The organism is Paenibacillus sp. FSL W7-1279, from assembly GCF_037969845.1.
Taxonomy (GTDB): Bacteria; Bacillota; Bacilli; order Paenibacillales; family Paenibacillaceae; genus Paenibacillus_AQ.
On record NZ_CP150215.1, the window covers coordinates 525983 to 549398 of the forward strand.

The 23416-nt window shown below is 51.4% G+C and carries 23 protein-coding genes; 10 read left to right on the top strand and 13 right to left on the bottom strand.

All coding sequences use genetic code 11. The features are described 5' to 3' along the window. Positions 1-147: 147 nt before the first annotated feature. On the bottom strand, positions 148-1503 hold the full coding sequence (locus MKY82_RS02185; RefSeq protein WP_220686830.1) for a sodium-dependent transporter: 1356 nt from the start codon (positions 1501-1503) through the stop codon (positions 148-150). 330 nt (positions 1504-1833) lie between these two features. Here MKY82_RS02185 and MKY82_RS02190 point away from each other — a divergent pair, with 330 nt between their 5' ends. The 3 genes from MKY82_RS02190 to MKY82_RS02200 all read left to right on the top strand — a co-directional run bounded on the left by MKY82_RS02190 (position 1834) and on the right by MKY82_RS02200 (position 3951). Continuing rightward, positions 1834-2061 (top strand): DUF896 domain-containing protein, encoded by a 228-nt coding sequence (locus tag MKY82_RS02190; RefSeq protein WP_220686829.1) that lies wholly within the window; start codon positions 1834-1836, stop codon positions 2059-2061. A gap of 280 nt (positions 2062-2341) precedes the next feature. Beyond that, positions 2342-2875 (top strand): sigma-70 family RNA polymerase sigma factor, encoded by a 534-nt coding sequence (locus MKY82_RS02195; RefSeq protein WP_339296627.1) that lies wholly within the window; start codon positions 2342-2344, stop codon positions 2873-2875. Next, a complete protein-coding gene (locus MKY82_RS02200) occupies positions 2872-3951 on the top strand; it encodes a DUF4179 domain-containing protein (protein WP_339295389.1) in 1080 nt (359 codons plus the stop codon). Before MKY82_RS02195 ends, MKY82_RS02200 begins: the two co-directional genes overlap by 4 nt. Before the next feature lie 116 nt (positions 3952-4067). Here MKY82_RS02200 and MKY82_RS02205 read toward each other — a convergent pair whose 3' ends face one another. The 3 genes from MKY82_RS02205 to MKY82_RS02215 are packed head-to-tail and all read right to left on the bottom strand — an operon-like array spanning position 4068 to position 6419. After that, complete coding sequence (locus tag MKY82_RS02205; protein WP_339295390.1) at positions 4068-5363, bottom strand: glycosyltransferase; 1296 nt, start codon at positions 5361-5363, stop codon at positions 4068-4070. Further along, positions 5356-5499 carry a hypothetical protein gene (locus MKY82_RS02210; RefSeq protein WP_339295391.1) on the bottom strand — a complete coding sequence of 48 codons (144 nt, stop codon included), beginning with the start codon at positions 5497-5499 and terminating at the stop codon, positions 5356-5358. Before MKY82_RS02210 ends, MKY82_RS02205 begins: the two co-directional genes overlap by 8 nt. 44 nt (positions 5500-5543) lie before the next feature. Continuing rightward, positions 5544-6419, bottom strand: a complete 876-nt coding sequence (locus MKY82_RS02215; RefSeq protein WP_339295392.1) for a diguanylate cyclase — start codon at positions 6417-6419, stop codon at positions 5544-5546. 303 nt (positions 6420-6722) lie between these two features. Between MKY82_RS02215 and MKY82_RS02220 the strand changes: the two genes are divergently transcribed. After that, positions 6723-7622 carry a sigma-70 family RNA polymerase sigma factor gene (locus MKY82_RS02220; RefSeq protein ID WP_194540559.1) on the top strand — a complete coding sequence of 300 codons (900 nt, stop codon included), beginning with the start codon at positions 6723-6725 and terminating at the stop codon, positions 7620-7622. On the opposite strand, the gene MKY82_RS02225 is transcribed toward MKY82_RS02220, so the two are convergent. From MKY82_RS02225 to MKY82_RS02240, 4 genes are all read right to left on the bottom strand, one after another. Further along, complete coding sequence (locus tag MKY82_RS02225; RefSeq protein WP_339295393.1) at positions 7591-8037, bottom strand: carboxymuconolactone decarboxylase family protein; 447 nt, start codon at positions 8035-8037, stop codon at positions 7591-7593. The two genes, MKY82_RS02220 and MKY82_RS02225, sit on opposite strands and share 32 nt — an antisense overlap. A gap of 213 nt (positions 8038-8250) precedes the next feature. After that, complete coding sequence (locus tag MKY82_RS02230) at positions 8251-9900, bottom strand: DUF4179 domain-containing protein (RefSeq protein ID WP_339295394.1); 1650 nt, start codon at positions 9898-9900, stop codon at positions 8251-8253. Next, positions 9887-10420 (bottom strand): RNA polymerase sigma factor, encoded by a 534-nt coding sequence (locus tag MKY82_RS02235; protein WP_194540562.1) that lies wholly within the window; start codon positions 10418-10420, stop codon positions 9887-9889. The genes MKY82_RS02230 and MKY82_RS02235 overlap by 14 nt, the downstream gene beginning before the upstream one ends. A gap of 281 nt (positions 10421-10701) precedes the next feature. Further along, positions 10702-13506: a glycoside hydrolase family 3 C-terminal domain-containing protein gene (locus MKY82_RS02240; protein WP_339295395.1), complete on the bottom strand. Its 2805-nt coding sequence runs from the start codon at positions 13504-13506 to the stop codon at positions 10702-10704. A 339-nt stretch (positions 13507-13845) separates the two neighbouring features. Here MKY82_RS02240 and MKY82_RS02245 point away from each other — a divergent pair, with 339 nt between their 5' ends. Then, entirely contained in the window at positions 13846-14361 is a 516-nt protein-coding gene (locus MKY82_RS02245; protein ID WP_260066737.1) for a hypothetical protein, read from the top strand. Positions 14362-14476: 115 nt separating this feature from the next. Here MKY82_RS02245 and MKY82_RS02250 read toward each other — a convergent pair whose 3' ends face one another. Together MKY82_RS02250 and MKY82_RS02255 are read right to left on the bottom strand one after the other, a co-directional pair. Continuing rightward, positions 14477-15226 (bottom strand): Crp/Fnr family transcriptional regulator, encoded by a 750-nt coding sequence (locus MKY82_RS02250; protein WP_220686822.1) that lies wholly within the window; start codon positions 15224-15226, stop codon positions 14477-14479. 22 nt (positions 15227-15248) lie between these two features. Continuing rightward, on the bottom strand, positions 15249-16313 hold the full coding sequence (locus tag MKY82_RS02255; protein WP_220686821.1) for an FAD:protein FMN transferase: 1065 nt from the start codon (positions 16311-16313) through the stop codon (positions 15249-15251). A 158-nt stretch (positions 16314-16471) separates the two neighbouring features. Between MKY82_RS02255 and MKY82_RS02260 the strand changes: the two genes are divergently transcribed. Genes MKY82_RS02260 through MKY82_RS02280 form a run of 5 tightly spaced genes read left to right on the top strand, consistent with a single transcriptional unit; the run spans position 16472 to position 19904 of the window. Continuing rightward, positions 16472-16852 (top strand): NusG domain II-containing protein, encoded by a 381-nt coding sequence (locus MKY82_RS02260; protein WP_220686820.1) that lies wholly within the window; start codon positions 16472-16474, stop codon positions 16850-16852. Then, a complete protein-coding gene (locus tag MKY82_RS02265) occupies positions 16836-17381 on the top strand; it encodes a Gx transporter family protein (RefSeq protein ID WP_339296628.1) in 546 nt (181 codons plus the stop codon). The genes MKY82_RS02260 and MKY82_RS02265 overlap by 17 nt, the downstream gene beginning before the upstream one ends. A gap of 16 nt (positions 17382-17397) precedes the next feature. Beyond that, complete coding sequence (locus tag MKY82_RS02270) at positions 17398-18270, top strand: energy-coupling factor transporter ATPase (RefSeq protein ID WP_339295396.1); 873 nt, start codon at positions 17398-17400, stop codon at positions 18268-18270. Beyond that, positions 18219-19076 carry an ATP-binding cassette domain-containing protein gene (locus MKY82_RS02275; protein WP_339295397.1) on the top strand — a complete coding sequence of 286 codons (858 nt, stop codon included), beginning with the start codon at positions 18219-18221 and terminating at the stop codon, positions 19074-19076. Before MKY82_RS02270 ends, MKY82_RS02275 begins: the two co-directional genes overlap by 52 nt. A 36-nt stretch (positions 19077-19112) precedes the next feature. Further along, positions 19113-19904, top strand: a complete 792-nt coding sequence (locus tag MKY82_RS02280) for an energy-coupling factor transporter transmembrane protein EcfT (protein ID WP_339295398.1) — start codon at positions 19113-19115, stop codon at positions 19902-19904. Between the two features lie 60 nt (positions 19905-19964). Here the strand turns inward: MKY82_RS02280 and MKY82_RS02285 are convergent, their stop codons facing one another. From MKY82_RS02285 to MKY82_RS02295, 3 genes are all read right to left on the bottom strand, one after another. After that, the gene (locus tag MKY82_RS02285) at positions 19965-20900 is read right to left on the bottom strand and encodes a hypothetical protein (RefSeq protein ID WP_339295399.1); all 936 of its coding nucleotides are present in this window, start codon (positions 20898-20900) and stop codon (positions 19965-19967) included. A 208-nt stretch (positions 20901-21108) separates the two neighbouring features. Continuing rightward, positions 21109-22314 carry a PCYCGC motif-containing (lipo)protein gene (locus MKY82_RS02290; RefSeq protein ID WP_339295400.1) on the bottom strand — a complete coding sequence of 402 codons (1206 nt, stop codon included), beginning with the start codon at positions 22312-22314 and terminating at the stop codon, positions 21109-21111. Between the two features lie 90 nt (positions 22315-22404). Next, a complete protein-coding gene (locus MKY82_RS02295; protein WP_339295401.1) occupies positions 22405-23409 on the bottom strand; it encodes a polyprenyl synthetase family protein in 1005 nt (334 codons plus the stop codon). Positions 23410-23416: the final 7 nt, after the last annotated feature.

Below are 23416 nucleotides of genomic sequence, written 5' to 3' on the forward strand. Positions count from 1 at the left end.
AGCCCCACCCTTTTTACAATTTCCTTGCTGGATTGATATCGATAGAATAATCGAATGTAGTACAGAAGATGAATATGAATGGGCAAGGATATAGAAAAAGGCAACCCCATTCGCCCCCAGTGGCGATGAGATTGCCTTGGCTGCCAATTAATCGAACTTGATCACGCCCGTGGTATGGAGCAGCACCAGTAATACGAGAACCGGCGCGATATAACGGAGCATGAACAGCCATACCCGGAACCAGCCGGCTTTAAGGCCGGCGGCATCTGCCGCTCTCTTCCAGAAGTACCCTGCAAAGATAGTGGTGATCAGCCCCCCGAGCGGAAGCAGAATGTTCGATGTGACGAAATCCAGCCAGTCAAAGAAGTTTTTGCCGCCGATATCGGTAAGCCCGGGTACGATGCCGAATGACAACGCGGAGGGTAGACCGACCAGCATAACCAGCGCGCAGATGACCAATACAGCTTTGGTACGTCCCCAATTCCAGCGGTCCATGACATAAGAGGTTGGGACCTCCATCAATGAGACGGAAGAGGTTAAGGCGGCGATGGCTAGAAGTATGAAGAACAATCCCCCGAAAAAAGAACCCAGCGGCATGGCCGAGAAGGCAGCCGGCAAGGCAATGAAGACAAGAGAAGGGCCGGCATTGGGCTCGATCCCGAAGGAAGCGGTTGTCGGGAATATAATAAGCCCGGCAATAAACGCATAAATCAGGTCGCCCGCGCCGATGGCGAGGGTTGCCGGACCTAGCGATTGCCGCTTATCCACATAAGCGCCGTAGGTCAACAGAATCCCCATCCCCAGCGAGAGGGAGAAGAAGGCGTGTCCCAACGCGACCAGCGCCGCTTCCGGGCTCAGCTTCGAGAAATCAGGATTTAAGAAGAAGGATACGCCTTCGCCGGCTCCAGGCAAGGTTACCGCGCGGATCATTAATACGATCAACAGAATGATCAGGCCCGGGATCAGAACCTTGTTGAATTTTTCGATTCCTCCGGAGATGCCTTTAGCTACCACCCATCCTGAGATCGCAATAGCGACGATTTGCCATATAATCGGCATGTAACCTTCCGTAAACGCAGTAAATTGGCCACCGAAATCGGTGTTGTTGTACAGATTGCCGCTAAATGACATGACCGCATAATGAAGCGTCCAGCCTGCCACAATGACATAGAAGGTCAGAATGAGAAATGGTGCAATAACCTGGAGCAATCCCAGATGCCCGAAGGCTTTCGGTCCGCCCGCTTTGACAAAGGAAGTTGCGGCACTCCCGCGGCCAGCTCGTCCAATGGCGAGTTCTGCCAGCAGGACAGGCAAACCGATCACGATGAGGCAGACGATAAAGAGCAGGAAGAATGCTGCACCGCCATGTTCTCCCGTAATGTAAGGGAACTTCCACATGTTTCCGAGGCCGACAGAGCTCCCGATCGCGGCCAGAATAAATCCAGCAGAGGAAAACCGATCATTTTTTCCTGTTGAAGCTGGGTTGTTGAGCTGAGATTTCATAGATGTTCCCCCAGTTGATTAAAGTTAAGTTCCTCTATTATATTTCATGTTCTGTCAGAAAGGGATAAGTAATTTTTCCTAAGGAATCAGAACCCGTATTTTTATTATGCTGCGAACGCAAAGTTTTCAATACTAACATTAACCACGATTTGTAAATAAATAAACCTTAAACACCAAGTTTAAGGAAGTGAAGAGACTTTGGGTAGGGAAAAAATCACAAATGCGCCTGTTGATCATGAAAGCTGGCAGGGGTTGACAAATATCTCTGTTTATTATATCTTTATATTGAGATAATTGATAAATCAAAATCATATGGAAAAGAGGGATATCATGATTCAAAGCTTAACCCGGATTAATGAATTGGCTAAAAAACAGCGGGAGGGCACACTCACTGCTGCGGAAAAAGCCGAACAGCAAGTTTTGCGCACGGACTATCTGCGTGAAATTCGCGGACAGGTGCTAAGCACCTTCTCGGGATTAAGCATCGTGGATCCCGCCGGAAATGACGTGACACCTGAGAAACTTCGTAATGAGCAGAAGAAGCTGAGAGAAAACTAAGTAAGACATCGAAGTTTTGAAGAATGTAGACACAGAGATTGATTTTAGGATTAACTATGGGGTGCGCACTCCAGCATGCCACGAGAATTTCACGTATCAAATATAACTAACCAATTGTCTCCCGTGAGTTCACTGAACTTGCGGGAGTTTTTTATTACTTCGTTATAATACATACATCATTTGTAACCTTTTGGAAGTCCTGACTATCTAATTATTGAATCCAACAATCATAAAATGCGTTAAGATGAAGCCTTGAAGGGAGGTAGGTTATTCCTTGGAAGTGCAGCATGAGCAAGAATTAGAGGTCAAACTCGCCAAGAAGGGAAACCATGAAGCGTTTATCAAGCTTATAAAGCCATTAGAACTGCAAATGTACAACATAGCGAAAGCCATACTCCGACACGACGAGGATTGTGCAGATGCCATGCAGGAAGCCATATTAAAAGCATACAAGTCACTCCCGAGACTAAGACAAGCGCCCCTATTTAAAACTTGGTTGCTTCGCATCCTGATCAATGAATGCAACATGATCCTGCGTAAAAAAAGCCATGTGATCCCTTTGCTCAACCTGGATCAAGCCGAACATATTACACCAAGCCTTGATGTCAATATCGATTTGCGAGAGGCGGTTTACCGGTTGGAGGAAGTATCCCGTACCATCATTATCCTGCACTATTTTCGTGACCTGCCTTTACGGCAGATTGCGGAAATGCTTGATTTGAACGAAGGCGCCGTTAAGACGCGTCTCCACAGGGCAAGAATCACGCTATCGGAATGGCTGGCTAATCACAGGGAAAGGGAGGTTAACGTATGAAATATGACCTTAATCATGAGCTTGAACAGGCTAAGGATGAAATAGAGGAGGCTCAGGAGTTGCCGGAGGCAATCCGCATGCGTCTTAATAATACCTATCAAATTTTAGAAAATAATCCTCCCATTCAGAAGAAGCGGCGTTTGAAGGGTTTATTGATAGGTGGTGTAGCGTCGGTACTTTTGATTATCGGATCGGGCTTCATCTCCCCGGTAATGGCCGAGGCTTTAAAAAATATACCGATTATAGGAAGCATCTTCATAAATGGTGGGGACGAGGGGTTAAAAACAGCTAGCCGGCAGGGAATGACGAGTGATATTGATCAGAGCATCACCCATGATGGGATTACGATGAGCATATCGGAAATCATGTATGACGGAAGTCGAATTTCAATGGTACTGACCCGGACGACAAGGGATGGCAAGAATGAATCTTTTGGTCAATTGGGGAGTAAAGCTAGTCAGCAAGGGGAAGTGAACGGGATTCAATTTTATGCGGATGGAGAGGAGCTGGGTGATTTCGGTTACAGCATTTCTAGAGTAGGGGATGGTGCTCCGAATTCGGACATCGTGACCTTGTCGCCGGAGGGATTGCCTGACGAATTTACATTGGAGGTCGTTATTCGAGACATAAGCGTCTCGGAGCCATTTACATTCAAAATTCCCGTCAAAAACAGTGCAGCAGATAGCGTGGTTCTTAAGTCAGAAGAACTTAAAGTGCATGACAATATTCATATGGGCATCAGCAGTTTGAAACTCACCCCAGCTACAATGCAAATGATAGTAAGCATCACTGGAAAACCGGGTCAGGATCTTAAGGAGTTCATTAAGTCCGTTCCCAGCCAATATAAAGTGAATGAATTTATAAATATTGATTACGAGGTGATAAATGAGAAGGGGGAAATAGCCAAATCCCTTGGTGGGAGGGGCAGCGGCTCCGGCAGCACTCTTAAATACACGTACATGTATGAGCCGTTCCCAACTAAACCGAAATCCATCACGATTAGACCCTTTGTGTATAGTGCAGAGCATAAAATATATATACCGGAACTTGAATTCCATTTGCCTGTAGAAGAATAAGCATGCCACATTGGTAAGCTTGCATGAAAAAAAGAGCGAGTTGAGGACGTTGGCAGCATGGCCATCCAGTCCTATCTCGCTCTTTCTCCATTATCATAATTAAATGCACAACTCTCCTATCCAAACCGCTCCGTCTTGTACCACTTGGACTCCCTGCCCGTGATCTTATCAACAATCATGGAGTAGAAGGCTTTGACAGATATGACGAGGAACAGCTGGGCGTAGGTGAAGTACGACACGCAGGATAGAATGAAATTGCGTGTGTTGCTCTGGCCGATGTCCGTTGCGAGCGCCAGGTTAATCTGCAGGACGTAGATGTAATACATTAAGGCCCAGGCAATAATGAGATACATATAGACATCGCCCTCGAACCTGAAGGGAGAGACGACGGCCGGATTAAACAGCGCGATGATCTGATACACAATATTGGTCACAAATATAATATCCGAGATGATGATGGCAATCATAAACCAGAAGTAACTGGCCGCGTAATACAGCACATGCAGCTTAATCCGCCAGCTTGTCCGATCGAACAGATGATGAATGTTATCCGTGACGACGCTGTAGTTGCCTTTGGCCCAGCGTTCGCGCTGCTTCATGTACACCTTCAGGTCCTCGGGCTCTTGCTGATAAGCTTCGGCTTGGGGTGCCAGCGCAATCAGCTGCCCTCTTGTCAGAATCTCGAACGAAATCGCGGTATCTTCCGTGATTGCATGCTCATCCCATCCGCCGATGTCCTGAATGAGCGCGGTTTTCACGATAAAGTTCGTCCCGGGAATGGTACCCAGCTTAAACAGCTGCCATAACCCGGTATGATGCACGCGCTGAATGGTCACCAGCTCCAGATTGATACAGCGGGACAGAAAATTCTGTCCGCGGTTCCGGGCCTTGTTGCGGCCGAAGACGGCCCCATAGCGTTCGGGCTGCTCCATCGCTTTCTGCGTCAGGAATAGCAGCGCATTTTTCTCGGGTGCGGCATCCGCGTCGTAGACACAGATCCATTCGCCTGTTGCCTGCTTGAGCGCATCGTTCAGGGCGCCCGATTTGCCGCCGGTTCCGGTTCTCTCCAGAATAAGAAAGTCGCGGTCCCGGTAGCGTTCATTGGCTTTCAGCGCTCTTAAGCGCTTGGCGGTATGATCCTTGCAATTGTCGGCGATGACAATCACCTGCATTTTGTGATGCGGGTAATTCATCTGCAGAATGTGCTCTACCGTTGCCTGGATGACCAATTCCTCGTTATGCGCGGGCACCATGACCGTCACGGTGGGGAAATCCTCCAGATTGCCCGGATTCACCAGCTTCTGCCGGTTTTGTTTGTGAATGAACACGATGGCCCCGGCCATAATAATGATCGATTCCAGCACGGCAATCCATATACTGATAATGGAGACGATCAGGAAAAAGTCAGTCACTGAACTTCCCCCGATCGTATTTTCGTTTGACTTTTGAACGGAAGCTTAAGGTGGCCATCGTCAGAATAACGATGGCTATGGAGAACATAATGCTGACCCCGATGCACAGAGGGATAAACCAGGTGGTATACGACATCGGCTGCAAGCCTCCTTTTGATTGATGGTGGCAACTTAACTTGATTAAATGTATTCCCCGATGAGATCGGTTTCGGTATTCCGTTCTAATGCAGAGATGACGTCATCGATATTATCGTATCGGCTGAATTGCTCCTTCTGGAACACAAGGCCGCCGGCACGGACCACAAGCTTGAGGGACATGCCTTTCTTGTCACGGAAGGGGACGTTCATCATGGCGACTTTGATGCGGTCCATGAGGCTTTTGAGGTACTCCGGCTTGGTGAGCGGGCACAGAATGATAAAGCGTCCTTCGCCAATAGAGAATTTATAGTCCTCGTAACGAATCTGCTTCTGAATTGTGCTCGACAGTTCCATAATCAGCTTGGCAAAACGGTGGGATCCGACAGACTCCCTGGTCAGGGGGAGAAAATCGAGCTTAAACATCATGATGCAGAAGCTGTACTGATCCGAATACCGATTGGCCAGATTGGCCTGTTTCACCAGCGTGCTTTCAAAAGCATCCTTGCTGCCAAGCGAGGTGTCGATGTCGATATCCGGGTTGGTTTTCCTCAATTGCTCGAGACGCCGGATGAACCTCCGGCTTCTCACCAGAGCCAGCTTGATGAAGATGGCAATGGCGGTATTGGCGGGCAGCAGCAGAATCCAGGCCAGCGTGAGTGCATTGACCGGGGCCAGCGTGGACAACCATACGAAATAAGTGACCAGATACACAAAAACCGCCACCGTCGACACGCCTACCGGAAGAAAGAAACCGATCAATAAGGCGGCTAGTGTGCCAACGCTGAACAGGAATTCCGTGAAAGTAAAACTTTGGTTTACATAGATGTTCCAAAATATGAACAACTGCTGGACGATGGCGAGGGCAATCAGCAGAAAATAACCGAATTCGACGCGACGTAAAGGGGTGGATTTTTTCATGTTTTACCTACTTTCTAAACTCTTCAACCTTTTATCGCTGTAGTTAAGCCATTCCATATGTTATTTAAAAATTACCCAAATGTCGATAGATTTATCGAATGTTGTCATAATCTGCATGTTGGATGACGAACGCTGTGTTGGTTGACCTTCAAACTCTCTGATAAACTGACCCTTCCGGGAATCCGGGGATATGGGGTAGAGTAGAGAATAACATCTTCAGATGTCACAGGCGGTATGGCTCATTTGTCTTATAAGTGGTGTAGCTTTCATGCCGAAAATATACAGAGTAAGAAGGTGTGTCTGATGTTATTGGATCAAATCTATACCGAATACAAGCCGATGATGTTCGGCCTGGCTTACCGGATGCTGGGGAGTGCAGCGGATGCGGAGGACATCGTACAGGATGTTTTTTCCCAATTCGTGCAGATGGATCGGGGAGAAGTGCTGAACGAGAAAGCGTATTTGGCCAAAATGACAACGAACCGCTGCATCAACCTGTTGAAATCGTCCAGACGCCAGCGCGAAACGTATACCGGTCCCTGGCTCCCGGAGCCGATGCCGGATTATGACATGCTGACGCGGTCCGATCCTGCGGAACGCCGCGAAACGATTGGTTATGCCTACCTGGTGCTGCTTCAGCGGTTAACGCCGCTGGAGCGTGCCATTTATATCGCCAAGGATACGCTGGGTCTTGAATACCCGATCATAGCGGAGATGCTTGGAAAGACGGAGATCAGCTGCCGCAAAACCTTCAGCCGTGCCAAGCAGAAAATGGGCCAGGCCACGGAAAGGGCTAATGGAGAAACCGCCCGGACGGAAACGCAGGAACGCTTCGTTGAAGCATTCCTGCGGGCGTCCGATATGGGCAATTTTAAGCCGCTGCTGTCTTTTCTGAAGGAAGAGGTTACGCTGCTATCGGATGGCGGCGGCAAAGCGAAGGCTGCCATTAATCCGATACTGGGCGTGGAACGGGTACGTGCGTTTTTCGAGGGGTTGTCTGCCAAAGGCTCGTTCCGAGAAGGCTTTGAGCCTGTTTCCGTAAACGGAGAACCCGGCTTATTGCTGAAGCGGGACGGCAGGGTCTCCATGGTGCTAACGGTAGAGTGGGAACCCGACTTATCCCGCATCAGCCAGATTTTCCTTGTGGTGAATCCGGATAAATTGCAGCTATTTAATCAAAACAGCCCGGGAACAGCCCTGTAGCGACACCGATCCGGTTCCAGGCATTGATCGTTGTGATCGCCATGACCAAATCGACGAATTGTTTCTCGTCAAAATGCTTGCGGACGCGTTCGTATACCTCTACAGGAACGCCGGCCTCGGACAGCTTGGTCACGCACTCCGTCAGTTCGATGACAGCCCGTTCCTCGTCTGAATATATCGGGACTTCGCGCCACATGGGCAGAAGGAGGAGGCGGTCCACGCTTTCGCCCATGGAGAGCAGATCCTTGGAATGCATATCCACGCAGAAGGAGCAGCCGTTGATCTGGGATGCCCTGAGCTTAATGATCTCGTACAGCTTGTGATCGAGTCCGCTTTTTTGGGCCACTTGCTCCAGGGCAAGCAGGGTTTTGAAGGCTTCGGGATTGGCTGATCGGTAATTCATTCGCAGTTCCATGTTCAGTTCCCCTTTACGTATGATTTTGGATGTTCACCCATATGACAGTTAGCCGTGCAGAATTGTGACATGTTCAAACGGAAAAAAGAAAGAAACTCTCAAAAGGTGGAGAACGGAAGACGGAAAAAGGAATGGCGCTTCTTGGCAGAAGCGCCGTTCCGGGTACTGTTTATGTCCATCCAGAGGGTTTCTTTATCGTTTATTCCGTATATGTTATTTTCCGGCCTTAAGCGGAACGCGCAGGACATCGTCCCGTTTATGGGTGGTATAACGCCAAACGTAAATGTCGAGCTCGGTCTTGTCGAAATTCTCATACACGTCCATATGTTTATTATTGTCATCGCCGAGCATGCCGATCATGGCCGGCATTCCATAACTCCGGTCTTTGCCGTCAAGATAATAGGTTTGGTTGACGCCGCCGAACGACGGGTCGGAGCTCAAGGATTCCACATAGAGGTTATTGTCCTTTAGGTAATAGGTCCATGTGATCGGATAACCTGCAATGCTGGACGTTAAGCTTTGATGTTCAGCCGAAATGCCGGTCAAGCGGATGGGATTCTTGTCTCCGGCATATTCATCAACGCGATGTTTGGCGATCAGAGACACCGGTTGGTTCGCCAGGGAGGCCGCATTCAGTCCGGCCATTTCAAAGCGCAGCTCCGTTGTTCTGGGTTGCCCCTGAACAAACCACATACCTCCGTCCAACAGCGTCCCGCCTACATCCAGTTGATAATTCATGTAAGGAACACGGGTATACTTTTCTTCATGGGTCAGGATCAGCCTTACTTGGGTCGGCGTAACAATCATTTCATGGATTTTTGTTCCTCCAGGAACTTGATCAACAGGGATATTCAGCGCTTCTTTAAATGTGCCGTTGTCCATTTGCGTCTTGGACAAGGCCATATTTAAGCTCCAAGTACCCTCTGCGGTTTCAAGCGTGCGATCGTAAGCAAGCTGGAACTGGGTACCTTCAGCACGCAAGGAGTCAGACTTGAATACTTGCTGGCTCAGGTATTCCCCAGAGGCACCTGGGGTTCCAAAAGAAGGCGTTCCAACCTCCTTGATCATCTTTTTCTTGGAATCGGTCACATGAATTCGCACCCAGCTTCTGCTCTTCACCTCAGGATCCGTAAATGTAATGGCCGATTGGAGCAGGACATTTCCTTCGGCTTGTTCGAAAGATTGCAGGGTTACGCTGTCGATGCCATCCTTCTGAATGGGGAATGCCTGCGTATTCGGGTCTTGTGGGTCGTAGTTGATCGACTGTATTCCATCGCCGGTAAAGCGGATATTCTCCATGGCAAACTCAATATCCGCCGTTTGGCCGTCAGCCACCCAATCGGTCTCAAAATACCCCTGGAATACGCCTGCATCCGCGTTCCACTGATGGGAATAATGGCCCTCGATAGAGTTCCCTTCCTTATCTTTAAGTCCAATATGATCAAAGGCTACTTGCTCGCCAGCTCGTGATGAACCTGGATCCAGACTGTAGAGCAGGAACGTTCGGTTCTCATCGATAAACGCCGTGTGCACTGTTAAGGTTATGCCATCCTTTGTAACGGATTGCTCAATCGTCTGGCCAAGCCCCTGCTCCAATGCAGTCTGGATACCGGCCCTGTAAGACAGGAGATTGGACCAATCATAGTTCAGGGCTGCATAGACCGGCGTTGCCATCAAAGCGACGGATATCCCGGTGATGATTGCAATCCGCTTTCGTTTTCGCGGACGAAGCGGAATCGATTCACCTTCGGCCACCTTCAGTTCATTCTGCTGGATACTGCTCCACATCCGGTCAAAATCAGGATAAGACACGTTATTCGCCGTTTTCATCTGGTTTTTCAAATTGCCCTCAAAACGTTCCAAATTGGTTCTCTCCCTTCAGCCAGAAGCCGTTATGGTGTTCAAGTTTTTTGCGCATGATTTTCAATGCTTTGTGAAGCCTTGATTTAACCGTCCCGACGGGAATCTTCAGCGTTTCGGCGATTTCCGCCAACGACAGTTCACCGATATAGCGGAGCGTGACAACCGCCATCAGCTTGTCCGGAAGCTGCCGCAGCAGTTTCTCCCATTCCGCCGCTGCTGCCTTTTCCAATACGATGGTATCTACGGATTTAACCGATGCCGTGGTCTGCTCGTGGAGCCACTCGACCTGGCTTTGCTTGTCTCGCTGGGTCTGATTCCTTCTAAGCAGGTTCAAGCAATGATTCATCGCGATGCGCATGATCCAGGCGCGTGTATGTTCAACGTTTCTCCAATCCTGGCGAAATACAGTGACGAATACATCGTGGCAGAGGTCTTCCGCATCTTGGGCGTTCCGCAGCATATAGTAGCAGGTGCGGTACACATCCTTGTTATAAGAATCGAATAACTCGCGTTCCGTCAATCCGAGGCACTCCTTTCTTCGCGTTATGTCTAATAAACAAATGACTCTAGGAAAGGGTTCATCTTTTTTTGCTCTCTTAAGCAACGAAGGCCTGAGTCCTTCTCTGTAACGGTTCATGATTTAATTGATTTCATTCTAACAAAAAATGAACATCTGCCCTCAGTATAAAAAGAAGGGCAGATGTTCATCGGTAAGTTTAGAAGACGCTGACAGAAAGGCGCAGTGGAATCTGGCGACTAAGCAAACTTATATATGAGTCATCGCTAAGATATGAGTTATCGCTAAGCTATGCGGAACCAGCTGATTTGCACTTCGCCTTGCATGATGAGGAAGACGTCAGACCGTCCTGTTAATCCCGTCAATTCGGACTGGACTGTCGTCCAGGCTTGGCGCCCTCCAGTCGGCAGAACCTTGCAGCTTCCAGCTGCAGGACCATCCGGGCTGCCGGTCGTAATGACGATTTCGCCGCCCTTGATATGTCCGCTTACCCTTGCTTGGAACGTTACCGAAGCGTTGCCGAGATCCACGTCATGGAAAGCGATCCAGCCCGTTTCGCCGGTTAAGCGGATGCTTTCTCCGCCTTCACGGCATTCATCCAGGAAGATACCCTGGTAATCGTCATAATTCACCGCTCGAACAGGCTCGCGCAGCGTGCGTGGAGGGATCGTCTCCCCTTCGACTTGAAGGGCTGCGGTGACCGGCAATTGGCTGGAGGACGGTCCAGCCATGATCGTGTAACTACCTTTTTCAACACAGTAGCGATCCCGGGTGACATCCCAGAAGGCCAGATCCTCCGCTTTGAGCTCAAAGCTTACCGTTTCCGAAGTGCCTGGGGCCAGATGGATGCGGCGGAAGCCTTTCAACGTTTTGAGAGGACGGATAACTCGGGAGGAGTCGGCCTTCACATACAGCTGAACTACCTCGTCCCCGGCCAGCTGACCCTCATTCCTGACGGTAACGGTGACGGTTACGCTGCCTTCAGCCGTGATTTTCGGCTGGCTTAGCGACAGACCGCTGTAATGGAAGCGGGAATAGCTGAGACCATGACCGAACGGGTACAGCACATCCCCGTCGAAATATTGATAGGTCCGCTTCCCTTTGATGATGTCGTAATCCATCAGATCCGGAAGCTGTTCGGTCGACTTGTACCACGTCATGTTTAAGCGGCCGCCCGGATTGTAATCTCCGTACAGAACGTCGGCAACTGCATGGCCCAGCTCCTGCCCGGCGTGAGATGTGAAGAGGATGGATGGCACATGCTCCTGTTCCCAGTTCACGGCGAACGGATACCCGCCTACGATGACAACCACCGTATTGGGATTAGCTTCGTACACCGCCTGAATTAAGGCTTGCTGGGCGAGCGGGAGCGTAATGTCGGGACGGTCGATCGTTTCCTTGCCGTTAATGAACGGACTGTTCCCCACGAATACCAGGGCGGTTTCAGCCGATGCTGCCGCTGCGACGGCTTCAGCGATGCCGTCCTGAACCGTCTCGATGACAAATGGCGTTCCCGTATCCTCGGTACCGCCAACGACAAGCCGTCCATGCTCATCCAGCAGGATCGGTTTGCCTTCCCAATTCTTCATCATAAAGCTTCCATCCGGTAACGCCTCAAAGCTGAATGCCTCTTTTACGAACCAGCCACGAGCTTCGTCGGCCGTTGCGTGCAGTCCCGTTTCGGTTTCGGTTACGAATTTGCCGCTGCTGGCGAGCCGGAGCGTGACGGAACCCCAGCCCCAGTCGTTCCGCTCGAACACCGCTGCATTGGTAGATTCAGCCGTGTTTGCAAGCAGCCGGCCATTCTCTTCCGAAGATAGGGCTACATATTGGCCGCTAACAGCAGAACGAAGACGTACCTGATCTAATCCCGTATGAAAATGGACGCTGCGGTCCTGCATTTTCTCCTGCACGCCCTGAAGCGGCGTAATCCGGTATGGAGGCGTGCCGCTGTACCAATCCGTAAATGCTTCGTTAGCCAGGGGCCCGATGACAGCAGCGGATTTCAACTGATCGCGCTGAAGGGGCAGCAATCCGTCGTTTTTCAGCAGCACGATCGATTCCCGGGCGGCCCGCAGAGATAGTTCGGCATGCTCGGACGCGCAGAGCTTTGACTCCGGAACATGGCTGTAAGGATTCCGTTCTTCCGGATCGAACTCGCCGAGGCGGAACCGGACACGGAAGGAATTGCGGATGGCATGATCGAGATCCTGCTCTTCCAATAACCCTTGCTCCAATGCGTCACGGAGCGCGCGGAAGGAGATGTCCTGGTCGTCGGTGATGCTGTCGATTCCGGCTTTAACGGAGCCGGCAACGGCCTCTGCATAGGAAGAGACATAATGATGGTCCATAACGGTGCCCAGAACGTCACCCGCGTCTCCAACCACGAATCCGTCCATGCCCCATTCCTGTTTGACGATGTCGTTTACTTCATGGTTCAGGTTGCACGGCGTGCCGTTGATGCCGTTATACGCGGTCATCATGGAACCGGCTTTCCCTTCCCGGAACGGTGCCTCGAAAGCCTTCAGATAATACTCGCGCTTGTTTCTCGGATCGATGCTTACCGAGGCGCTGCCGCGGTCAACTTCGTTGTTATTGCCGTAGAAGTGTTTCAGCGTAGCTACGGTTTTATAGTAGAAGGGATGGTCTCCCTGCATGCCCTTCACAAGCTCGGTGGCGAGTTTCCCGGTCAGATGCGGGTCTTCCCCGTAGGCTTCTTCCGTGCGTCCCCAGCGAGGGTCGCGTTCCAGATCTACCGTGGGCGCCCAGATGGTCAATCCGTTGATGGCCCGGTCGCGCTGGTAATAGACGCGGGCTTCCTCCGCGATGACGGATCCGATCTCCCGCATTAGCTCGGGATTCCAGGTGCACGCAAGCCCGGTATTTTGCGGGAACACGGTTGCTTCGCCAAGCCATGCCACGCCGTGAGCGCCTTCGGTGCCATGTTTATATTTTTGCACGCCGAGACGGGGGATTTCCGCCTGGTATTGGCACATTAATTCGATTTTCTCGTCCAAGGTAAATCGGGATACAAGATCGTTAACCCGTTCTTCCAGCGGAAGATCCGGATTCTGGAATGGATATTTCATGGAGCAAAACCTCATTTCTATGCATAGTTGGAATGGAAACGCTCTCAGTTATACATGCGATAAATTCTTGCTTCTCTTATTTCGGTTAGTCCAATATCATCATAGCGCGCACAGCGGAGTTGTAATACACCGAGAATTAGCGCAGTTTTCATGTGATAATCTCGATTCCTTCAGGACAACTAATTTGGCGCCCTCGTTGCCTCTGAGCCTCAGTTGATAACCTGGTAGTGATTGGGAACGGGTTCGGGAGGCTGGAGGATGAACAGGTTGCCGGGGATATCCCTGTACCTTTTGTAACCCACTCATAAGATCAAGCGTTTAGATTAATGAATGAAATGAATGGAGGAAACGAAAGAGAGGAGTGATTTTATTCCAAGAGTAAAGAAAATCATAATGGCAATGGCAGTGGTGCTCTTAGCAGTTACTATAGTGATTATCTATTATTCTGTTCGATTGCCTTCTAAAAGCGTCATTGCCCATTCTACTAAAATAGAAAAGATCTCTTTTCTTTACCTGAAAGGAGCTAACATGACACCTTACCTTATCGAATTCGAAGACAAAAATGAAGAGCTCGACCAATTAATGAGCATTTTAGATTCCGTTTCGTATACGAGATCGCCGCGATCGTTTTTCAACAGAAACATAAGAAATGATGGAGGTCCTACGTTTGCATTCATTATTTTTTACCGTGATCGTGACGGAGAAATGAGTGATTATTTTTTGGATATGAATCAAGGGGGCTATGTTTTAAGGGGAGGAAAGAAAATGTATAAGATGGTCGATAGGGAAAAGGAGGTTTTTGATCAGCTATCTACATGGCTTTTTGAAAAAGCTGTTAGAATGCTTGTAAACTAGAAGCTGAAAAAAATTGAACCGCGAAATGAACGCATGAAATATGAAACCTCTCCGATGAAAAGGGATGCTTATGCGCCTTTCGTTTCTTCGTGAGAGGTTTCTTCTCATTTGTCAGTTACATTCGGCAAATCTCTCGGGGACAGTCCTCACAGTGGCAAATATTCCTTAAATAGTCGGGATCATTGAGAACGATGCGTCCCCGTTCGGTAGAAATGACGCCAAGATCCTTAAGCTCGTTCAATATCCGGTTAACGCTTTCACGGGTAGAACCAATCATCTCCGCCATTTCCAGATTCGTAATCCGCTTGCCGATGATGGCTCGTGTTTCCTTGTTTGTCCCGCTCGTCCCGTACATATTGTACAGCCGCAGGAGCAGAGAGCACAGGGCGCCGGATTTACCATGCAGCAGCAGATCGCGTAATTTGCTTTGCGCGGTGCGCTGCATGAGTGCCATCCAGCCCATATACTCCACGGCAAAGTCACCGTTGGTTCGGATGACTTTATCCAGTTCGGCCTGCGGCACAATTCCGACTTCACTATCCTCCAAGGCTTTGGATTCGAATTGATGAACGGCTCGTCCGAACGGATCGGGTTCACCGAACAGATCGCCGGGAATGTGAAGCGATAAGGTGGCCGACGATCCGTCTTCCAGCAGCTTGGATACCTTCAGGCTTCCACGATTTACAAAGTACAGCCGGTCTGCAGGATCATTCTCCTGGTATAGATAATCACCTGCAAACAAACGGACAGGCTCGGCCAATTCCCGGATCAGAGCGAGATGCGGTTGTGAATAGACGGAGGAAGTGCCTGCTGGAAACAGCCCTCCATCCCATGCATCGGATCTTATAGCACGATTCTGTTTCATACCATCTTCTCCTTCCATAAGTTTATTCGGCAAGCTGGTAATCGCCATTGGTCAGTTTAAATGTTTGGGTCAGACCTGAGGTGAGATAGATTTGATGATCGGTGGTGACGAAAATAGCCTCGGCATCGCCGCGGCTCTCTACCAGTTTCCGCCCTTCCGTTAGTCCAAGCGAGAAGACGGAGGTCGACATGGCGTCAGCATCCATGGACGTGTCGGTCACTATGGTAACGCTGAGCAGGTCATTGTCGACCGGATAACCGGTGAAAGGGCTCAGGATATGATGATACACTTTTCCCTCTGCTTCAAAGAAACGCTCGTACACGCCGGAGGTCACGATGGTCTTATTGATGACTTCAAGCGTACCCAGGGATTGCCCGCGATCTTTACCAGGATCCTGGATGCCGATATTCCACGGCGAACCGTTCGGTTTTGATCCCATGGCAAGGATGTTACCCCCAAGGTCGATGATGGCCGAATGAAACTCCTGCTGCTGCAAATAATCTGCGATGACGTCCGCCGCATACCCTTTGGCGATGGCGCCCAGATCCAGCGACATTCCTCCTTTCTTCAGCAGGATGGCATGGGATGCCGGATTTAAAATGACATCCTTATAGTTCATTCGCTTCATGGCAGCATCCAGTTCATCCTCTTCCGGCACAATGGGGTGTTCACCGCCAATGCCCCAGAGGTCTACAAGCGGACCTATGGTCGGTTCGAAATGTCCACCTGAAGCCGCTGCGTAATCGATGGCGGTTTGGACAACCTTGAAGGTTTCCTCGGATACGCTCACTTCGGATTGGCCCGCCGCTTGATTGACCCGATCGATCTCGCTGCCCGCCAGCTTCCGGTTCATGCGTTGGTCGATACGCTCTAGCAGTGCGCCTATCTCATCGAAATGCTGGGACGTCATCCGTTCATCGTAAACGCGGAGACTTACAATGGTATCGAATATAAAGTAACGTTCGGTTGCCGGCTCGTTACTGGCGGCTACCTTCTGATCTGCTGTGGTTGTGCAGCCAATCGATCCCGTCATCAACAGGGTGAGCATGATCAACAGGCTGCTGTAGGAAAGAAGCTTCCTATACATGACAGTGCCTCCTCTTTTCAGTTCTGGTCTGTTCTAAATCGACTTCCGATGATCCCAGCGTATCAGACCCGTACCTTGCTGAATGTGAGAAAAATCATTTCTGGCACTTGGTGCAGCCCTGATAATGAAGATAAGCAAAGCGAAGTGGAGAGATGCTGATGAAACGCGGAGATATTGGAATAGCGCTCGTGCTGATTGCGGTTGTCGCCTGGTTTGGAATATCCAAGTTTATGGGAGAAGACGGAGCGGCGGAGGGAACCTATGCCATGATCGAGGTGAATGGAAAGCATTATGATACGGTGGCGCTTACGGAAGAGCCCCGAGATATAGAAATCCGGACGGAGCGGGGATATAACCTCTTGCGGGTCTCCCGCGAGGGTATCGAGATGGTGGAGTCGGATTGTCCGGATCAGCTCTGCGTGGGGTTCGGCCACGTTCACGACATTCATGACACCATCGTATGTTTGCCTAATCGCGTGTTCGTCGATGTGACCGGAGATCAAGATGAAGGAAGTGAGCCGGATGCCGTTGTCTCCTGATCCCTATGCTCTCCGCAAGCTGGTCGTGATTGCCATCTGCGCCTCCTTATCGGTGGTGCTTGGCATTGTGGAGGCCCTGATTCCATTCGCGGTCACGATACCCGGTGCGAAGCTGGGACTTGGCAATATTTTGGTGCTGACCTGTTTAGTTTGCCTGGGGGGCAGGGATGCCCTGTGGCTTATTGTTTTAAAAACACTGCTGACAGCCTTTATACTCGGAAGCTTCTCGACCTTCCTATTCAGTATGTTCGGGGCGCTGGCAAGTTATCTGGTGATGTATGTCATGCTTAGGCTCGGGGGCCATAGTTTCAGCTTAACGGGCGTGAGTATCGCAGGCGGCATCGCTCATAATGTTGGTCAATTAACGGCAGCCTCGCTGGTATTGGGAACAACCAAAATTTATTATTACCTGCCATTTCTGCTCGGGGCGGGTGTCGTGACAGGGATCTTTGTGGGATGGGCTGCAAAACATCTGATCGAATCCCTGCGACGTATCGATCCGTTTAGCATGTTTCATACGGAAACCTAGGGAGGAGGCGATAGGCATGGGCACAATGGATAAGTCAGAGCATGCAGTAAAGCTCAAGCATGTATATTACGGCCAGGGCTGCACGAACGTGCTCAAGGACGTCTCGCTGACGATTCCCCATGGGCAGTGGGTATGCATCGCCGGAAAGAACGGGGCAGGCAAGTCTACGCTGATTCGGTTGTTAAACGGTTTGCTCCTCATGAGCCGGGGGCGCATCCTTATCGATGGCATAGAACAGAACGGCTGTACGCTGGGGGAGATTCGCCGGCGTATAGGCATGGTGTTTGCCAATCCCGATGATCAGTTTGTCGGCTTGACCGTAGAGGATGACATTGCGTTCGGTTTGGAGAATCTGTGCTTGAGCCGGGAAGAGATGCTGCGGCGGATTCGGGTATACGCGGAGCGGCTGGACATTGTCCATCTGTTAGACCGGCATCCGGCAACCCTGTCCGGCGGACAGAAGCAGCGCGCTGCTATTGCTGCCGTACTGGCCATGGAGCCTTCTATCATTGTCTTGGACGAGGCAGCTTCCATGCTGGATGAGAAGGCTAAGCATGAGCTGCTGGATTTCATGCGAACGATGCATGCCGAAGGCCGATACACCATCATCTCCATCACCCATGATGTAGAGGAGATGGCCGAAGCAGACCGAATGATCGTGCTGGATGGCGGAATGGTGACGGCGGACGGAAGTCCAGGGGAGCTGCTGCTGCAGGAAGAGCTGCTCCAGCGTTGCAGGCTAAAGGTGCCTTTTGCCCTCCAGCTGTGCAGGGAGCTCAAAGCGCGGGGGATTGATATCGGCGAGCTGGTTAGGGAGAAGGAGGTGCTGGAGGCGTTATGGTCATATCATTCGAAGAGGTTTCTTACCGCTACCGGGACCGGGGGATGAGCCCGATTCTTGGACTCGACGGCCTTCATCTGGAGCTGGAGGAAGGCAGAATGATTGCCGTTCTCGGTGCGCCGGGTTCGGGAAAATCAACGCTTCTCCAGCATATGAACGGATTGATACGGGCTGATGAGGGCTTGATTCGCATATTGGATTTCCGCCTTGAACCTGGTGACAGCAAGAAGGTCCCTGCCGGTCTGCGGCAGCGCGTCGGCCTTGTTTTTCAATACCCGGAACAGCAGCTGTTTGAAGAAACGGTGGAGAAGGATTTGCTGTTCGGGCCGCTTAATTTCGGGATGAGCCCAGCCGAAGCCGCCGAGGCGGTCCGCAGAGCGGCATCCTTCGTCGGATTGGACGAGGAGCTGCTGGCACAGAGTCCCTTCAAGTTAAGCTCGGGTCAGATGCGAAAAGCGGCCGTAGCTGCCGTACTGGCGGCTGACCCCGACATTTTGGCTTTGGATGAGCCTACCGCCTCCCTTGATCCTGCCAGTCGCGAGGATTTGCTGGAACGGCTGCATGGATTAACGAGGACCCAGGGCAAGACGGTTCTCCTCGTCTCCCACCGGTTAGAGGAAGTCGCGGCCTATGCGGACGAATTCGTTGTCATTAAAGATGGCCGAGTCGTATTTCAAGGAACGGCCAAGGAACTGGTACACCGGCAGGAGGTGCTGGAGCAGGCAGGATTGATGGCTCCGTCGTCTGTGCGGATGGCGGGCAAGCTGGCATCGCAGCTTGGAGTACAGCCTCCGGAGATGCCACCGGATGCGGCTGCGCTGGCGGACTGGTACGCAGGGCAGCTTGAAATGTAGGGCAGAGCGAAGCAGAGGCGAAAGGAGGAAGCATGGATGAAACGAAAAATCATCCTGGGCCGGTATATGGAAGGCGCTTCATGGGTTCACCGCCTGGATCCGCGTGCCAAAACGGCTGCCATGCCGCTCTTTATGGTGGCCGTGTTCCTGGTAGACGGATATATGGGGGTGCTCGCGCTGCTGCTGTTCACTGCGGCGGTGATCCGGGCTACGGGTATCCCGTACCGCTATTTCATCAGAGCCATGAAGCCGCTGATGTTCCTGCTATTGTTTATCCTGGTATTTCACATTGTATATGATGCGGGAGGCGGGGAACTTCTGGATATGGGCGCGTTCAAGGTGTATGCAGGCGGATTGGAAAAAGGTATCGTGTCCGCCTCCCGGATGGCGCTCTTCATCATGTTGGCCGCGGTGCTGACCTTCACGACCCAGCCGGAGCAGTTGGCCCAGGGTCTTGGCAGCCTCCTGCGGCCCCTGACCTATATCGGCGTGCCGACCGATCGGCTGGTGCTGATGCTCGGCATTGCCCTCCGTTTCATTCCGACCATCTTCGAGGAAGCGGAGCGGCTGTGGAAGGCACAGCAGTCCAGGGGACTTGACCTGTCATCGCGGCCGCTGAAGGAGAAGGCACGGCTGATCATTGCCCTGCTGGTGCCAGTAACGACAGGCGCGTTCCGGCGCGCCATCGGGCTTGCCGATTCCATGGAAGCCAGAGGCTACCGGCTGGGTGCTCGGCGAAGCAGGTTCAGGGCCTTTGTATGGAAGCGGGCGGACACGCTGTTTGTTGCTTTGTTCCTGCTGCCCGTGGCCGCCGCCGCGCTGCTGTAGTTTGTGGCTTGAAGGAAATGAAAACCGCAGTCCTTCAGGACTGCGGTTTGTGGTTTATTGCTACTCGAATTTGATAGGAAAGGTCACGCAAACGCTGGTGGACGAGTTGCTGCAGCCTTGCTGCGCTGTTTCGTTTTCAAAGTCTTTTAATAGCTTTGAGAATTCACCTAGATAAGGCTGAAGGACATGCTTCTTGTTATTGATTTTCCCTTGAACGATCCCGGCAAACCGTCCGTTCTCCGGTACTTCTTTTGCAGAAACGAGTCTCCCGTTCTTGTAATTCTCTACTCTATAGGATTCTTCATCCTCGAAACGTTGGTTCACCCCGGTATAGAGCTCCATCACCCCATAGTCACCTGTTCGATATACGCCTTCGCTGATAGAACTCCCGAAATCCTCCATCTCGCTTGCATATTCGAACCCTTTGTAGTCAGGCGTGGACTTATCCCGTTTGTAATAATTCAGCAGTTGAATATGACCGCGAGCCAATTTGGATTGCATCAGTTCATTTGCCTGCTCCCGATCCGATACAGAAAACTGCAAGAGAGTATACCCATTCCGATATTCAAACCAAAGGGAGTCTATGGATTGCATCACGGTATAACCTGACAGCAAGTCATGATCCTTGAAAATGCCCTTCGAGATTACATAAAATTCAAAATCAGGGTTGCTTTCGCTCCGAATTCCCGTTCCGTTAGGACGATCGTTTCGCCATTCACCCTCATACACGATTTTCATATCCTCTGGAAGCCTGTCCGATATGTATCTGCCTGTGCCGGATCTTTGTCCATTGTGCCAATCGCCGCTGTATACTTTGGAAGGTCCCCAATTCATGGTGCCTTTTCCGTGGGGTTTATTGCCCTTCACTTCTCCGTAGTAGGTGGCCCCGTTAGGGAGGGTCAAGTTGACTTTCTGGTTCGAAGCTTCGGTCTCCTTATGGGTGAAAGTAAGAAACAGCAATGCTAGTGTAAGAAAGCTTAGGTATTTTCTGATCACGTTGTAATACGTCTCCTCTAATCTGCCGATTTTTAATTTCTGATGTATACCGTCGATGGATGATATACCAGTCAAATCATAGATTACACTCATACACGCCGTAAAGGTATAATATGGCAATTACATAGTGAACTGGGTAATCGCCCCTTCTTTTTTGTGATTTTTTAAAACACAGCTTGTAGAGAACGAATATAAAAAACACCGATCCTTAACGGAACGGTGTTTTGTCATACCATTCATTCATTGGCATCGGCGTATCCGTCGGCTCGATCCCCTCGTAGGCCCGGTCCACGGCCATCCGGATTTCCTTCAGGCTCAGCCCCTGCTGCCTGCCGTCCAGGTACATGTTCGTGATGTCCAGGCAGGTTTGGCAGAATTTCGCGTGCGTGGTTGGCGTGAGTCTGCCGTCTTCCTCTTGAGCATAGTAGCAATTGAGGTTGCTGCTATGGCCAGCATCGCCGCATCCGCAGAAGCAGGGCATGTAGGCCAAGTGGCTGGCATGGAGGATGGCTGCATTGTATTCCTGCACGCTGGAGATATGCGGAAGAGGCGTATCGGGATGCAGCAGGTAGTCGGTTTTTCCGTCGGAACGGCCAGCAAGAGCTTCCGCATAGAGGATGTCGCTGCGATACGCGCCGCTTACTACTTGAACGCCGTTCACGCCTTCAAAGGTTTGCAGCGTAAGCGCGATGGCTTCTTCCGCCCGTTCTCCCTGCTTAGAGCCGGTAAAGGCACGAAACGATGGGGAGAGCTCTACCACGGTCACCCCGTGCTCGTTTCGGATTTCCACGAAGGTTACGCCATCAGGGATGGCGCTTTCAAGTTCAGGTGGTAACAGATCTCCCAGCTGGGTCAGCATCGTCATGGCACTGACCTTGGGATAGCGGACGGAGGTATCCGTCTGCACGTACTGGGATACGGGCGTGAATAAACCGGAAAACGGGTCATAGGCATGGAGGGTTACGCTGGGCATCGTGCTGGGGATGGCGGAAAGAATCGTCCCCTTGGGCGGACGTGCACCGTTCGCAGCGATATCTTCCAGTTCGCGGAGGATCCTGTCGCTTGATATGTCCTCGGTCAGTCTCCCGAGTTCTTCATCCTGAGCGTTCAGGAACAGGATGGTCGGGTGCTCCGTAATGCCGTACCGGTTAACGGCTTCCGTATCCTCCGAAATGCTGAAATACTGGTAACGGTAGGCTGGCGAGGTTGCTTCCATCTGTTCCATGACACCCAGCGCTTTGGAGCAGCCGCCGCAACCCTTGAGCGCAAAGATGGCGATGGAGCTCACTTGCGTGTCACCAGTCCTCTGTTCTTCGACTGGAGATGTCTTGAACAGCATGAAGCCCCCCGCACCAAGCAGGATCAGGAAGGCCGCCAGCGCAATTCGCCACCGCCAGATTCGTGTGCGATTCATGTCTATAAAACATCCTTTCATATCGAACAGGGATGCATCCATGATGGACGTATCCCTGTTCGTTTGGAGTATATGGCTTCATGTCTGTCTTTAGGGCAGGAAATAATGGAGCAATGCCTGCAAATCACGCTGAGCGGGGTGATCCGCGAAGTCGCCGATCATCCGCTGGGCCTGTTCCGCATACGATCGGGCAAGCTCCTCGGTTTGCTTAATGGCGTCGCTTGCGGCGATACGCTGGATGACCTCGTCCATGTCAGCCTCCGCAGAGTGGGGGCCAAGCTGCCTGATTCCAGGTGCAAGGGCTGGATCGTTGAGGGCGTATAGCACCGGAAGCGTAATGTTGCCGTTTCGCAGGTCTGCGCCAGCCGGCTTGCCGATGGCCTCCTTGGGCTTCGTGAAATCGAGCAGGTCATCCCGGATTTGAAATGCCATGCCGAGCGACTCCCCGAATTGAAAGAGCCGCTCAGCAGTTCCGGCATCCGCATGAGCTGCTTCCGCGCCCGCTTTCAGGCAGTGAGCCATCAGCAGGGCGGTTTTGCAGCGTGTTTTCTCTAAATACTGCTCCATCGTCAGTCCGAAGTCGAAGCGGTGATGCAGCTGATCGTATTCTCCCATGCAAAGCTCGGTCACCAACGCCGCAAGCTCGGCTAATCGGTAGGCCTCGTCTTCGGAGATGTCTTCACTGCTCTTGTCGGACTCGTCATTCGGATGACCCGCGGCCCATTCGATGGCGCGGGCAATCACGTAGTTGCCGATGTGCACGGCCGTCTGGACATCCGTCGTTTCATGCAGGGTCGGCATGCCGCGCCGCATATCGGATTGATCGATAATGTCATCGTGCACCAGCGAGGCCATGTGTAAGTATTCAAGCAGTACAGCGGTTTTCATGACGGCCCGCTCATGACCGCTTTTTCCGAAACGGCTGCCGAGGACGACCATAAGCGGGCGCAGCCGCTTGCCGCCGGCGTTAATGAGATCCATGACGCTGCTCAGAACAACGGAGGGGGGAGTGAGGTCACGGTCTGAGGTGACTACCTCCCGGAGCAGGCGGTCGAAGGAAGCGAGATCGACTCCAATCTGGTTATGAATGTTCATCTGCATC